This window comes from Streptomyces sp. NBC_00271 (assembly GCF_036178845.1).
Taxonomy (GTDB): Bacteria; Actinomycetota; Actinomycetes; order Streptomycetales; family Streptomycetaceae; genus Streptomyces.
Map to the genome: position 1 here is coordinate 3,780,333 of NZ_CP108070.1, position 13,892 is coordinate 3,794,224.

A 13,892-nucleotide genomic window follows, 5' to 3' on the forward strand; every position below is an offset into this window, starting at 1 on the left:
ATCCCGGACTGACACTCGGTACCCGGGCGCCCCCCGGACCGCCGCCGTCCGGGCGACGGAAACCGGGGGGTCATGCCGTGGCGTCCTTCAGGGGGCGGGACGGGTCGGCCAGGACGTCCGGGTTCATGGGCATGCCCGCCTCGATCAGGCGGCGGCCCTGGGCCAGGTCACGGGGACGCCCCACGGCCAGCAGGGCGACGAGGCGGCTCTCGCGGAGCCAGCACACCGTCCAGGCCGCGCCCGACGGGTCGCCCCGCCAGACGGTCGTATCGGCGGGGGCGTGATGGCCGACGTACTGGACGAAGCGGCCGAACTGCTCGGACCAGAAGTACGGGACCGGGTCGTACGCCGCCGGGGCCTCGCCGATGATGTTCGCCGCGACCGTGCGCGGCGCCTGGAGGGCGTTGTCCCAGTGGTGGACGAGGAGGCGCTCCTCGTAGCGGCCCGACGGGAAGGAGGCGCAGTCGCCGACCGCGTAGATGTCCGGGACGGAGGTGCGCAGGTGGTTGTCGGCGACCACTTCGCGGTGGGCGCCGAGCTCGATGCCGGAGCCGGCCAGCCAGGCGGTGGCGGGGCGCGCGCCGATGCCGACGACCACGGCGCCCGCCGGCACCCGCGTGCCGTCGTCGAGGACCACCGCGCCGGGCTCGACGCGCTCCACGCGCGCGTGGGTGCGCAGCGACGCGCCGCTGTCCGCGTACCAGCCGGTCATCGGCGCGGCCACCTCCGCGGGCAGCGCGCCGGCCAGTGGCCGGTCGGCGGCCTCGACCACCGTGACCGCGCACCCGGCCTCACGTGCCGCCGTCGCGAACTCCGCACCGATCCAGCCCGCCCCGACGACCACGATGTCGTGCTGCTGGGCGAGCACGGGGCGCAGCCGCTCGGCGTCGTCCAGGGTCCGCAGCAGATGGACGCCGGGGACGCCCTCCGAGCCCGGCAGCTGAATCGGTTCCGCGCCGGTCGCGAGGACCAGGACGTCGTAGGGCACCGGTCCCGCCTCGGTGTCCAGCTCGTGGTCCGCGGGGCGCAGGCCCAGCGCCTCGCAGCCGAGCCGCAGTTCGATGTCCAGCGCCTCGAAGTCGATGTCGAAGGCGGAGCCCTCGGCCTTGCCGAGCAGCACCGCCTTGGACAGGGGTGGCCGGTCGTACGGCTGGTGCGGCTCGGCGCCGATCAGCGTCACATCCCCGGTGAATCCCTGTTCCCGCAGGGCGACCGCCGTCTGTACGCCGGCCATGCCCGCGCCCACGATGACGACCCGCCGTGCCGCACGCCCCTGCGCCCGCACCTGTGCCCGCGTCTGCTCGCTCACCTGATCACCATAGACAACTGACAATCTGTCAGTCAGGGGACGTGCGCAGTGACCTGTTCCACAACGCTCGTACCGCTCCCGTCCTGGGACTCCCACTCCCAGGTCTCCTCCAGGCGCAACCGTCCGTCGGGCAGCTCCACGACCACGGACACGCAGTGGCCCGACGAGGTGCTGCCGTCGTGCTTCAGCTGCACGTACCGGAAGTCGAGGCGGTCGCCCTCCCGCGTCCCCACGAGGTGACCGCGTACGACGTCCCCGCCCGCGTACTCGGCCCAGATCTCGCCGTCCTTCTCGTGGTACGTGAACCGGGTGCGCGTGCCGACCTGCCCGGGGGCCTGGTCGGCGACCGGGGCGAGGACGAGGCCGTCGAGCGTACGGGCCATGGACGGAGGCTCCCTTACTGAGACATACGGCAGCGGGCTAGGGTGGCCAATGTGCTGCATCTCCCGGGGGCGACCCCCGGACACCCGGCACAAAAGACTACTCGCGGGAGCCTGGACGCACCGGGCTGAGAGGGAGGCTGGCGGCCTCCGACCGTACGAACCTGATCCGGGTCATGCCGGCGAAGGGAGGGGCTGGACACCTATGTCGCCTACGCGTACACCTGCACGTTCCTCGGATGCGCCGGCATCGGACGCACGTGCGTCGGACGTCCTCGTCATCGGGGGCGGGATCATCGGTCTGGTGACCGCCTGGCGGGCCGCGCAGCGCGGGTTCACCGTCGCGGTCGTGGACCCCGAGCCGGGCGGCGGGGCGGCGCGGGTGGCCGCCGGGATGCTCGCCGCCGTCACCGAGCTGCACTACGGCGAGCAGACCCTGCTGGGCCTGAACCTCGCCTCCGCGCGCCGCTATCCCGACTTCGCCGCCGAACTCACCGAGGCGAGCGGCCAGGACCTCGGCTACCGCCGGTGCGGCACGCTGGCCGTCGCGCTGGACGCCGACGACCGGGCTCACCTGCGCGAACTGCACGCCTTGCAACACCGCTCGGGGCTCGAATCGGAGTGGCTCAGCGGCCGGGAGTGCCGCCGTCTGGAGCCCATGCTCGCGCCGGGCGTGCGCGGCGGGCTGCGGGTCGACGGCGACCACCAGATCGACCCGCGCCGGCTCGCGAAGGCCCTGGTCACGGCGTGCGAGCGGGCCGGAGTGGAGTTCCACCGGACGTGGGCGGAGCGCTTGACCGTCGTACGGGACCGGGCCACCGGGGTCGTCACGACGGGCGGTGAACAGCTGGCGGCGGGGCAGGTGGTGCTCGCCGCCGGGAGCCTCAGCGGGAAGCTCCCGGGCGTGCCCGCCGACGTACTGCCGCCCGTACGGCCCGTGAAGGGTCAGGTGCTGCGGCTGACCGTGCCGAAGCGGTACGCACCGTTCCTGAGCCGGACCGTGCGGGCCGTGGTCCGCGGCAGCCAGGTCTATCTGGTGCCGCGGGAGAACGGTGAGCTCGTCGTGGGCGCCACCAGCGAGGAGCTGGGCTGGGACACCACGGTGACCGCGGGCGGGGTCTACGAGCTGCTGCGCGACGCCCACGAGCTGGTGCCCGGGATCACCGAGCTGCCGCTCACCGAGACGCGCGCGGGCCTGCGGCCCGGGTCGCCCGACAACGCGCCGCTGCTCGGCCCGACCGCGCTCGACGGGCTGCTGCTGGCCACCGGGCACTACCGCAACGGCGTCCTGCTCACGCCCGTCACCGGGGACGCCATGGCGCACGTCCTGACCACCGGCGAGCTCCCGGAAGTGGCCCGCCCCTTCACCCCCGGGCGCTTCAGCACCGCACTCACGGAGCAGACCGTATGAACATCTTCGTCAACGGAGAGCGACGGCTCGTCGCCGCCGACACGGCCCTCGACACGCTCGTCGCCACCCTCACCGTCGCGCCCTCCGGCGTCGCCGCCGCGCTCAACGAAACCGTCGTCCCGCGCACGCAGTGGTCGTCCACGGCCCTGTCCGAGGGAGACCGCGTCGAAGTCCTCACCGCAGTCCAAGGAGGCTGAACCATGGCCGACGATCCGTTTGTCCTCGGAGGTACGTCCTTCTCGTCCCGGCTGATCATGGGTACGGGGGGTGCGCCCAGCCTCGACGTCCTGGAGCGGTCGCTCGTGGCGTCCGGCACGGAGCTGACGACGGTCGCGATGCGGCGGGTGAATCCCGCGGCGCACGGCTCGGTGCTGTCCGTGCTCGACAAGCTGGGCATCCGGGTGCTGCCGAACACGGCGGGGTGTTTCACCGCGGGCGAGGCCGTGCTGACCGCGCGGCTCGCGCGGGAGGCGCTCGGTACGGAGCTGATCAAGCTGGAGGTCATCGCCGACGAGCGGACCCTGCTGCCGGATCCGATCGAATTGCTGGACGCCGCCGAGACGCTGGTCGACGACGGGTTCACCGTGCTGCCGTACACCAACGACGATCCTGTGCTCGCGCGGAAGCTGGAGGACGTGGGGTGCGCGGCGGTCATGCCGCTCGGGTCGCCCATCGGGTCCGGTCTCGGTATCCGCAACCCGCACAACTTCCAGCTGATCGTGGAGCACGCGCGTGTGCCGGTGATTTTGGACGCGGGGGCCGGTACGGCGTCGGATGCGGCGTTCGCGATGGAGCTGGGGTGTGCGGGCGTCATGCTGGCGTCGGCCGTGACCCGGGCGCAGGAGCCGGTGCTGATGGCCGAGGGCATGAAGCACGCGGTGGAAGCCGGGCGGCTCGCCTGGCGTGCGGGGCGGATTCCTCGGCGGCACTTCGCCTCCGCGTCGTCTCCTGCGGAGGGGCTGGCGCGGTTGGATCCTGAGCGGCCTGCTTTCTAGGCACCCGGCGCCTGTGTTTTTTCTCCCGCCCGCGCACCGCCCGTTTCCAGTCGGCTGGAAAGTGTGCGTCGCCTGTGGGGGTGGGGCGCCGTTGGCGGCTGGGGGGTGGCGGGGCAGGGTGCCTTACATGCGCTGTGCACGGCATGCGGACCGGATCGATCAAGCGTGCGAGATCCGTCACAGGTCGGCTGCAGTCCCGCTCCGGAATTGGCCGGAAGGGTGGGGGTGACAGTGGCGGCTCGTAGACTCGCCTGCGTGGATACGACCCTTCAGGACCCGCTTGTCGGGCAAGTGCTCGACGGCCGCTACCGCGTCGACGCACGCATCGCGGTCGGCGGGATGGCCACGGTCTACCGGGCCCTGGACACCCGCCTCGACCGCGTGCTCGCGCTCAAGGTGATGCACCCGACGCTGGCCGCCGACGGCTCGTTCGTCGAGCGGTTCATCCGGGAGGCCAAGTCGGTGGCACGGCTCGCGCACCCCAACGTGGTGCAGGTCTTCGACCAGGGCGCGGACGGGTCGTACGTCTATCTGGCCATGGAGTACGTCGCCGGCTGCACCCTGCGTGACGTGCTGCGGGAGCGCGGGGCGCTGCAACCGCGGGCCGCCCTGGACGTCCTGGAGCCGGTGCTCGCCGCGCTCGGCGCCGCGCACCGCGCCGGGTTCGTGCACCGCGACATGAAGCCGGAGAACGTCCTGATAGGGGACGACGGCCGGGTCAAGGTGGCCGACTTCGGCCTCGTCCGGGCCGTGGACACCGTCACGAACACGACTGGGGCCGTCCTTGGCACCGTGTCGTACCTCGCCCCCGAGCAGATCGAGCACGGCACCGCGGACACCCGTGTCGACGTCTACGCCTGCGGGGTCGTCCTCTACGAGATGCTCACCGGCGGCAAGCCGCACTCCGGGGACTCCCCCGCCCAGGTGCTCTACCAGCACCTGCACGCGGATGTGCCGCCGCCGTCGGCCGCCGTGCCCTCGATGCCCTACGCCCTCGACGAGCTGGTCGCCGCGGCGACCGCCCGCAATCCCGAGGTGCGCCCGCACGACGCGGTGGCGCTGCTCGGCCAGGTCCTCCAGGCGCGGGCCGGTCTCACCGCCGAGCAGCTCGACGCCATACCCCCGCAGGCGCTCGCCGTGGGCCACGACAACGCGGGTGACCGTACGAGCGTGATCCCGCGCTCGCTCTCCGTGCCCCGCCTGCTGCCGGTGAACGAGGGTGACGAGAACGGGGGCGACGCCGGCGACCCGGTGAACCGGACCAGCCGGTTCGAGCAGACCAGCCGGTTCGAGTCCGGACCGCCCGCTCCCCCGCGGCGCGGCTCACGGCCCCGGCGCGGCCTGTTCGCGATCATCGCCGCGATCGTGCTGATGCTCGGGCTCGGCGCGGGCGTCTGGTACATCAACTCCGGCCAGTTCACCAAGGTCCCGCTGCTGCTGGCGAAGACCGAGGCGCAGGCCAAGACGCGGATCGAGCAGGCCGGTCTCGACGTCGGGCAGGTCAAGCACGCCTACAGCGACACCGTGAAGCGCGGCACCGTCATCAGCAGCGACCCGGCGCCCGGCGCCCGCATCCGGGACAACGACTCCGTGACGCTGACCATCTCCAACGGCCCGGAGACGGTGAAGGTACCCGACCTGACGGGACTCGCGCTGTTCAAGGCGCGGGAGGTCCTGAAGGGGAACGGGCTCGCCGCGGGCATGGTCACCCGGGAGTTCAACCAGGACGTCCTCAAGGGCTTCGTGATCAGTTCGGATCCGGGCGCGGGCACGGAGCGGCACGCCGGTTCGGCCATCGCGCTCACCGTCAGCAAGGGCAGTCCGGTGGAGGTCGCGGACGTCACGGGCGCGTCCGTCGCGGATGCCACCTCGGAGCTGGAGCAGGCGGGCCTGAAGGTGAAGATCGCCACCCAGCGGGTCAACTCGGAGTTCGACCAGGGTCAGATCGCCCAGCAGTCGCCGAAGGCGGGCAGCCAGCTCGCCGACGGCGACACCGTCACGCTGACCGTCTCCAAGGGCCCCGAGATGGTCCCGGTGCCGGACGTGGTCGGCGACAGCGTGGACGACGCGAAGAAGACGCTGGAGGACGCCGGGTTCCAGGTCGACGAGGACCGCGGGCTGCTCGGGCTCTTCGGGGACCACGTCAAGAGCCAGTCGGTGGAGGGCGGCAAGACCGCGCCCAAGGGGTCGACGATCTCCATCGTGATCCGCTGAGACCACGGCAGCGCTGAGGCCTCGGCCATGCTGGGGCCACGGCAGTGAGGTCCGCCGACGGGCCGTCCGGGAGTGCGTGACACCCTGAAGGGTGTGACCAGCAAGCAGCTCCGCAACCCCGTCGGCGGCCATGTCCCCGTGGCCGGCGGCCTCAGCTCCGTCGGCCTGACCTACGCACGCGAGATGGGTGCCGAGACCGTCCAGGTCTTCGTCGCCAACCCGCGCGGCTGGGCGACGCCCGTCGGCAGTCCCCGCCAGGACGAGGAGTTCCGGGCGGCCTGTGCCGCCGAGTCGATACCCGCGTACGTCCACGCCCCCTATCTGATCAACTTCGGCTCGCACACCGAGGCGACGGTCGAGAAGTCCGTGGAATCGCTGCGGCACTCGCTGCGGCGGGGCCGGGAGATCGGGGCGCTCGGCGTGGTCGTGCACACGGGGAGCGCCACCGGGGGCCGGGAGCGGTCCGTCGCCCTGAAGCAGGTACGTGAGCATCTGCTGCCCCTGCTGGACGAGCTGACGCATGACGACGACCCGTATCTGCTCCTGGAGTCGACCGCGGGTCAGGGTGCCTCGCTCTGCTCGCGCACCTGGGACTTCGGGCCGTACTTCGAGGTGCTGGACGCCCATCCGAAGCTGGGCGTGTGCCTCGACACCTGCCACATCTACGCGGCGGGGCACGACCTGACCGGGCCGAGCGGCATGCACCAGACGCTCGACCTGCTGGTGGACACGGTCGGCGCGGGCCGGCTCAAGCTGATCCACGCCAACGACTCCAAGGACGTGGTCGGCGCCCACAAGGACCGCCACGAGAACATCGGCTCCGGTCACATCGGCGAGGACCCGTTCCGCGCGCTGATGACCCACCCCGCCACCGAGGGCGTACCCCTGATCATCGAGACGCCGGGCGGGAAGGAGGGGCACGCGGCGGACGTGGAGCGCCTGAAGAAACTCAGGGACGGCTGACGCCGCCCCACAAGGCGGGCCGGGTCAGAGCTCGGGGCCGTCCCCGGGCTCCTCCTGGTAGGAGTAGCGCTGTTCGCGCCAGGGGTCGCCGATGTTGTGGTAGCCGCGCTCCTCCCAGAAGCCGCGGCGATCGGCCGTCATGTACTCGACGCCGCGCACCCACTTGGGGCCCTTCCAGGCGTAGAGGTGGGGGACGACGAGGCGGAGCGGGAAGCCGTGCTCGGCGGTGAGGAGTTCGCCGTCCTTGTGGGTGGCGAAGATCGTGCGCTCGGAGGCGAAGTCGTCGAGGCGCAGATTCGAGCTGAAGCCGTACTCCGCCCAGACCATGACATGGGTGACGGTGGGCGCGGGCGGGGCGATCTCCAGGATCGTGCGCGCCGGGATACCGCCCCATTCGGCCCCGATCATGCTGAACTTCGTGACGCAGTGCAGATCGGCCATGACCGAGGTGTACGGCAGGGCCGTGAACTCCTCGTGGGTCCAGCAGTGCTTCTCACCGTCGGCGGTGGCGCCGAAGACCCTGAACTCCCAGCGTTCGGGACGGAACTTGGGTACGGGACCGTAGTGCGTGACCGGCCAGCCGCGCTGCAGTCGCTGCCCCGGCGGAAGCTCCGACTGTGCCGCTTCTCCCGTTCCACGTCCCACCGGCTGACCCATGCCTCCATCCTGACAGACCCAGGACAGTGCACATGACCAGCCCAGCACGGAATCGGGCAACTCATACTAAGCGTGCACTTACTGGACGACCCGGGACGCCGATGCGAGGATGCGGCGCAATCTGCCCAGTCCCCCGCATGGAAGGAGCCTCTGCGATGCAGGGCGACCCCGAGGTCATCGAATTCCTCAACGAGCAGCTGACCGGTGAGCTGACCGCGATCAACCAGTACTTCCTGCACGCGAAGATGCAGGAGAACTTCGGCTGGACGAAGCTCGCGAAGTACACCCGCCACGAGTCCTTCGACGAGATGAAGCACGCGGAGGTGCTCACCGACCGCATCCTCTTCCTGGAGGGCCTGCCGAACTACCAGCGGCTCTTCCACGTCCGGGTGGGGCAGACCGTCACCGAGATGTTCCAGGCCGACCGGCAGGTGGAGGTCGAGGCGATCGACCGCCTCAAGCGCGGGATCGAGGTGATGCGCAACAAGGGCGACATCACGTCCGCGAACATCTTCGAGTCGATCCTCGAGGACGAGGAGCACCACATCGACTACCTCGACACCCAGCTGGAGCTGGTGGAGAAGCTCGGCGAGGCGCTCTACATCGCCCAGGTGATCGAGCAGCCGGAGAGCTAAGCGGCTTCGGCTTCTTCCAGGCCCCGCGCCGTGGACAGCTCGGCCAGTACCGGCTTGCCCTGTTCGGCCAGCTCACGGCGGGGGCACGCGCCACGGCCGAGGATCGCCTGGATGCTGCGGACGCAGGAGCCGCAGTCCGTGCCCGCCTTGGAGGCGGAGGCTATCTGGCGGGGCGTGCAGGCGCCGTTCTCCGCGTGCTGCTTGACCTGCTGTTCGGTGACCCCGAAGCAACTGCATACGTACACGCGGTTCACCTCCCGGCGGGTTCGATGTCTGGTGCCGTCCCGTTAATCGGTGAGGCTAACCTAACCTTACCCATCACTCAGGAACCGCAAAAGTGGGAGGGGGCGCGGATCGTATGTGATCCGCGCCCCACTTCACTCAGGTGTAACAGGCGAACCCGTCACTGGTCCCTGTACATCTCCGCGACCAGGAAGGCCAGGTCGAGGGACTGGCTGCGGTTCAGGCGCGGGTCGCAGGCCGTCTCGTAGCGCTGGTGGAGGTCGTCGACGAAGATCTCGTCGCCGCCGCCCACGCACTCGGTGACGTCGTCACCGGTGAGCTCGACGTGGATGCCGCCCGGGTGCGTGCCCAGACCCTTGTGGACCTCGAAGAAGCCCTTGACCTCGTCGAGCACGTCGTCGAAGCGGCGGGTCTTGTGACCGGAGGCCGCCTCGAAGGTGTTGCCGTGCATCGGGTCGGTCACCCAGGCCACCACCGCGCCCGAGGCCGTGACCTTCTCGACCAGCTCGGGGAGCTTGTCGCGGACCTTGTCGGCGCCCATCCGCACGATGAAGGTCAGCCGGCCGGGCTCGCGGTCCGGGTCGAGGCGGTCGATGTACTGGAGTGCCTCCTCGGCCGTCGTCGTCGGGCCGAGCTTGATGCCGATCGGGTTGCGGATCCGCGAGGCGAACTCGATGTGCGCGCCGTCCAGCTGCCGGGTGCGCTCACCGATCCACACCATGTGGCCCGAGACGTCGTACAGCTGGCCCGTACGCGAGTCGACCCTGGTCAGCGCCGCCTCGTAGTCGAGGAGCAGCGCCTCGTGGGAGGCGTAGAACTCGACGGTCTTGAACTCCTCCGGGTCGGTCCCGCAGGCCCGCATGAAGTTCATCGCGTTGTCGATCTCCCGCGCCAGCTGCTCGTAGCGCTGCCCGGACGGGGAGGACTTCACGAAGTCCTGGTTCCAGGCGTGCACCTGGCGCAGGTCGGCGTAGCCGCCGGTGGTGAAGGCGCGCACCAGGTTGAGCGTGGAGGCGGAGGCGTTGTACATCCGCTTCAGACGCTCGGGGTCCGGGATGCGGGCCTTCTCGTCGAAGTCGAAGCCGTTGACCGAGTCACCGCGGTACGTCGGCAGCGTCACGCCGTCGCGGGTCTCGGTTCCCTTGGAGCGCGGCTTGGAGTACTGGCCGGCGATGCGGCCGACCTTCACGACCGGCACCGAGGCGGCGTACGTGAGCACGGCGCCCATCTGGAGCAGGGTCTTGAGCTTGTTGCGGATGTGGTCGGCCGACACCGCGTCGAAGGCCTCGGCGCAGTCGCCACCCTGGAGAAGGAACGCCTCTCCCTTGGCGACGGACGCCATCCGGGCGCGCAGCTGGTCGCACTCGCCCGCGAAGACGAGCGGCGGATACGACTCGAGGTCCGCGATCACATCGCGCAGAGCCTCGGCATCGGGGTACTCGGGCTGCTGCGCCGCGGGCAGGTCTCGCCAGGTGTTGCCAGCGCTTGCGCTGGGCTTAGCGTTCACGGTCACCCTGACCACATTACGGGGTCGTGTCGGGCGTCCATCCCCATGCCCATCAATTGAGACGAACCGCGCTCGATCGGGAGGCGCTCCGGGCAGCCGCACGGCAGGTCCCCGCGGCCGCCCGGAGCGGGCGGGTGGCCGGGCCCCTAGTCCACGTCGAGCCGGTCGCGGTCGATGGAGATCGTCACGCCGCCGTGCGTCTCGGTCGTGTCGCCCAGGTACTGGTGGATGCGCTGGTGGTCGGCCCACAGGTTCGCGGGGATCGTCGAGTCGGTGGTCGTCGACTTGCCGTTCCAGCGGGCGAAGTGGAGCACGTCGGGCAGGGTGACGCGGCTCTTGTTGGCGACCAGGTCGGTGACCAGGGACGAAGTGTTGCCGTAGACGCCGGAGCGGTAGCCCAGTACGTGCAGGCGCTTGGTGTAGGCGTCGAGGTACGACAGCACCCGGCTGGTGACGGTGGAGCCGGGGGTGTAGTTCTCCAGGTCGTCGTAGATCACCGTGCCCTTGGGGAAGCCCAGCGTGGTGGCCTGCTCGACGGCGTCGTCGGCGGCCTCGGTGCCCTGCGGCACGGGGTCGGTGATCGCCGCGCAGCCGCCTTTGCAGCTCCCCCCGTCGGAGGTGGGCTGGCGGCCGACGTACAGCGGGAAGAACCGCCAGCCGTTCGCGTACTGCGTCCGCAGCCAGCCGGCGGTGAGTCTGCTCTGGGCGCAGGCACGGTTGACCCCGCCGATGTAGACGCCGATGGCCCCGTAGTCGGAGTCGTCCCGCCAGGCGTCCATCGCCGTCTGGCCCGGCGCGGTGCAGGCGTCGAAGCCCTCGCCGCGGAAGGACGTCGCGTCGGCGGGCAGCGGCGCCGCGGCGGGCGCCCCCGCGGTCGGCCCGGTCCCCTCGGCGGCGACGGACAGACCGGCGCCGCGCAGGATGTCCTGGATCCTCGTACGGTCCGCCTCGTACGCGGCGGTCACCGCGATCCGGTCGGCGGTGACCCGGATCATGCGGGCCGTGCGGTTCTCGGTGGCGGTGCGGCCCTTGACCGCGGACGGCTGGACCAGGAACGCCTCGGTACGTCCCCTCGCCCCCGCCGGACACTGTTGCTGGTCCCCGGGCGTGCCGACGTACACGGCGTGCCGGTCGAAGCGGACACAGACGTCCGGATGTTTCTCCAGGTCCACGATCGGCCAGGAGGCGGGGACGGTGAACTCGTGGCCGCGGTAGGTGACCTTGACGGTGTCGTCGGTCCCGGCGGCGCGTGCGGTACCGAGCGGGCCGGCGGCGAGGGCCGCGGCGGCGGCGCACAAGGTGAGCGTTCGGACGCCGCCTCGGCGGGGCCGGGGTGAACGGGCTGCGCACATGGTTCTCTCCTCGGTCGGGCTTCCTGGGCCATGCCATCCATGGCCGGTGACCGAGCAGTAGGAACGCAGGGCGCGGACGGTTCACGCTGTTGCCCGCCCCCTGACGTCGGGTAAGGTGCGGCGCATGTTCGCGCACTCGACCCAGAACTGGTGGTGGACCGCTCATCCGGCGGCCCACTGACTGCGCGTACGCAAGACTTCGCGAAGGCCGCCCGAGGGGCGGCCTTCGGTGTTTGCGGACACGGGCCGTTCCTCTCCGAGTTTTCGGGAATCCGAGAATCCGAGAATCCGAGAGAAGGAACAGGACCGATGCACCTGCTCGACCTGCTGGACGATCCCCGTCCGTTCGCCCTGCTGCGGCGCCGCACCCCCGGTCACGATCACGACACCGTCGAGCTGCTGCTCGGACCGGTCAGCACCTGCGACCGTCTCGCCGACCTCCCCGACGAGGGACTCGCGCTCGTCCCCTTCCGCCAGATCAGGGAGCGCGGCTTCGACGTCCGCGACGACGGCACGCCGCTCGCGGTGCTGACCCCGGAGGAGACGCACGTCCTGCCGCTGGAGCGGGCGCTGGCGGAGCTGCCGGCGCACGAGGTGCGTGTCACGGGCGGGGGCTTCGACGTCGCCGACGAGGAGTACGCGGGGATCGTCGGGCGCGTGCTGGAGGAGGAGATCGGGCGCGGCGAGGGCGCGAACTTCGTGATCCGGCGTACGTACGAGGGCGCGATCGCGGGGTTCGGGCGGGCCGACGCGCTGGCCCTGTTCCGGCGGCTGCTGGTCGGTGAGCGGGGCGCGTACTGGACGTTCGTCGTGCACACCGGAGAGCGCACACTGGTCGGCGCGAGCCCCGAGGTGCACGTGCGGATGTCGGGCGGAACCGTCGTGATGAACCCGATCAGCGGCACGTACCGCTATCCGGCCGAGGGGCCCTGCGCGGACGACCTGCTCGGCTTCCTCGCCGACGGCAAGGAGATCGAGGAGCTCTCGATGGTCGTCGACGAGGAGCTCAAGATGATGTGCACGGTCGGTGACAGGGGCGGCGTGGTGATCGGTCCGCGGCTCAAGGAGATGGCCCACCTCGCGCACACCGAGTACGAGCTGCGGGGCCGGTCCTCGCTGGATGTGCGCGAGGTCCTGAAGGAGACCATGTTCGCGGCGACCGTCACGGGGTCGCCGGTGCAGAACGCGTGCCGGGTGATCGAGCGGCACGAGGTCGGCGGGCGGGGCTACTACGCGGGTGCGCTGGCCCTCATCGGCCGCGACGCGGGCGGTGCCCAGACCCTCGACTCGCCCATCCTCATCCGGACCGCCGACATCGACGCGGACGGGCGGCTGCGGGTGCCGGTCGGCGCCACCCTCGTCCGGGGATCGGATCCGGTGGGCGAGGTCGCCGAGACGCACGCGAAGGCCGCGGGGGTGCTGGCGGCGCTGGGGGTCGTGGAGGCCGGGGCCCGCGTGGAGGGTGTACGGCCGAGGCTGGCCGACGATCCGCGGGTGCGGGCGGCGCTGGACGGGCGGCGGGCCTCGCTCGCGCCGTTCTGGCTGCGGATGCAGGAGCAGGCGCGTGAGCTGGAGGGCCATGCGCTGGTCGTGGACGCCGAGGACACCTTCACGGCGATGCTCGCGCATGTGCTGCGGTCCTCGGGGCTCGAGGTGACCGTGCGGCGCTACGACGAGCCGGGGCTGCGGGAGGCGGTGCGGGCGCACGAGGGGCCGTTGGTCCTGGGCCCCGGCCCGGGCGACCCCTTGGACCTGGACGATCCCAAGATGCGGTTCCTGCGGGAGCTCACCGCCGAGGTGATCGGGGGGCACGGGCACGGCGTGCTCGGCGTCTGTCTCGGGCACGAGCTGATCGCGGCGGAGCTGGGCCTGGAGATCGTACGCAAGGAGGTCCCGTACCAGGGGGCGCAGACGGAGATCGATCTCTTCGGGCGGGCCGAGACCGTCGGTTTCTACAACAGCTTCGTGGCGCACTGCGACGAGGAGACGGCGGCCGAGCTGTCGGCCCATGGCATCGAGGTCAGCCGCACCGAGGGCGGTGAGGTGCACGCGCTGCGCGGGCCGGGGTTCGCGGGTGTGCAGTTCCACCCGGAGTCGGTGCTGACGCTGAACGGGACGGCCGTCGTGCGGGAGCTGGTCGGTCGGCTGCGGGGCGCCGGCACGCTGTCGGAGCGGCGGCCCTGCGTGTAGTCGTGGCAGCCGTGGTCGAGGACGCCGGCCGCACGG

Annotated in this window: 14 protein-coding genes and 1 riboswitch; of the genes, 8 read left to right on the top strand and 6 right to left on the bottom strand. The window is 71.2% G+C overall.

Annotated features, from left to right (window positions below; genetic code table 11):
* Positions 1 to 70 precede the first annotated feature (70 nt).
* Complete coding sequence (locus tag OG798_RS17605; RefSeq protein WP_435864104.1) at positions 71 to 1,309, bottom strand: NAD(P)/FAD-dependent oxidoreductase; 1,239 nt, start codon at positions 1,307 to 1,309, stop codon at positions 71 to 73.
* 32 nt (positions 1,310 to 1,341) lie between these two features.
* On the bottom strand, positions 1,342 to 1,692 hold the full coding sequence (locus tag OG798_RS17610; protein ID WP_054231514.1) for a hypothetical protein: 351 nt from the start codon (positions 1,690 to 1,692) through the stop codon (positions 1,342 to 1,344).
* 93 nt (positions 1,693 to 1,785) lie between these two features.
* A riboswitch (TPP riboswitch) is annotated at positions 1,786 to 1,897 on the top strand.
* Here OG798_RS17610 and thiO point away from each other — a divergent pair.
* From thiO to OG798_RS17635, 5 genes are all read left to right on the top strand, one after another.
* Positions 1,895 to 3,100: a glycine oxidase ThiO gene (gene thiO, locus OG798_RS17615; protein WP_121416416.1), complete on the top strand. Its 1,206-nt coding sequence runs from the start codon at positions 1,895 to 1,897 to the stop codon at positions 3,098 to 3,100. (Overlaps the previous riboswitch by 3 nt.)
* Complete coding sequence (thiS, locus tag OG798_RS17620) at positions 3,097 to 3,297, top strand: sulfur carrier protein ThiS (RefSeq protein ID WP_054231516.1); 201 nt, start codon at positions 3,097 to 3,099, stop codon at positions 3,295 to 3,297. Before thiO ends, thiS begins: the two co-directional genes overlap by 4 nt.
* 3 nt (positions 3,298 to 3,300) lie before the next feature.
* Positions 3,301 to 4,095, top strand: a complete 795-nt coding sequence (locus tag OG798_RS17625) for a thiazole synthase (protein WP_095855136.1) — start codon at positions 3,301 to 3,303, stop codon at positions 4,093 to 4,095.
* Positions 4,096 to 4,350: 255 nt separating this feature from the next.
* A complete protein-coding gene (gene pknB / locus OG798_RS17630; RefSeq protein WP_328757295.1) occupies positions 4,351 to 6,309 on the top strand; it encodes a Stk1 family PASTA domain-containing Ser/Thr kinase in 1,959 nt (652 codons plus the stop codon).
* A gap of 93 nt (positions 6,310 to 6,402) precedes the next feature.
* Positions 6,403 to 7,272 (top strand): deoxyribonuclease IV, encoded by an 870-nt coding sequence (locus tag OG798_RS17635; protein ID WP_328757296.1) that lies wholly within the window; start codon positions 6,403 to 6,405, stop codon positions 7,270 to 7,272.
* Between the two features lie 24 nt (positions 7,273 to 7,296).
* On the opposite strand, the gene OG798_RS17640 is transcribed toward OG798_RS17635, so the two are convergent.
* Entirely contained in the window at positions 7,297 to 7,929 is a 633-nt protein-coding gene (locus OG798_RS17640; protein WP_095855133.1) for a sulfite oxidase-like oxidoreductase, read from the bottom strand.
* A 155-nt stretch (positions 7,930 to 8,084) separates the two neighbouring features.
* Between OG798_RS17640 and bfr the strand changes: the two genes are divergently transcribed.
* Positions 8,085 to 8,564: a bacterioferritin gene (gene bfr / locus OG798_RS17645; RefSeq protein ID WP_054231521.1), complete on the top strand. Its 480-nt coding sequence runs from the start codon at positions 8,085 to 8,087 to the stop codon at positions 8,562 to 8,564.
* Here the strand turns inward: bfr and OG798_RS17650 are convergent.
* The 3 genes from OG798_RS17650 to OG798_RS17660 form a co-directional block, all read right to left on the bottom strand.
* Entirely contained in the window at positions 8,561 to 8,818 is a 258-nt protein-coding gene (locus OG798_RS17650) for a (2Fe-2S)-binding protein (RefSeq protein ID WP_097226179.1), read from the bottom strand. The two genes, bfr and OG798_RS17650, sit on opposite strands and share 4 nt — an antisense overlap.
* Before the next feature lie 149 nt (positions 8,819 to 8,967).
* The gene (locus OG798_RS17655) at positions 8,968 to 10,320 is read right to left on the bottom strand and encodes a class II 3-deoxy-7-phosphoheptulonate synthase (RefSeq protein ID WP_054231523.1); all 1,353 of its coding nucleotides are present in this window, start codon (positions 10,318 to 10,320) and stop codon (positions 8,968 to 8,970) included.
* Between the two features lie 140 nt (positions 10,321 to 10,460).
* Positions 10,461 to 11,666, bottom strand: a complete 1,206-nt coding sequence (locus OG798_RS17660) for a glycoside hydrolase domain-containing protein (RefSeq protein ID WP_121416414.1) — start codon at positions 11,664 to 11,666, stop codon at positions 10,461 to 10,463.
* Positions 11,667 to 11,790: 124 nt separating this feature from the next.
* On the opposite strand from OG798_RS17660, the gene OG798_RS56560 reads away from it, so the two are divergent.
* Together OG798_RS56560 and OG798_RS17665 are read left to right on the top strand one after the other, a co-directional pair.
* Positions 11,791 to 11,847, top strand: coding sequence for a trp operon leader peptide (locus tag OG798_RS56560; RefSeq protein WP_071528813.1), 57 nt, complete (start codon positions 11,791 to 11,793; stop codon positions 11,845 to 11,847).
* A gap of 128 nt (positions 11,848 to 11,975) precedes the next feature.
* A complete protein-coding gene (locus OG798_RS17665) occupies positions 11,976 to 13,856 on the top strand; it encodes an anthranilate synthase family protein (RefSeq protein WP_328757297.1) in 1,881 nt (626 codons plus the stop codon).
* Positions 13,857 to 13,892: the final 36 nt, after the last annotated feature.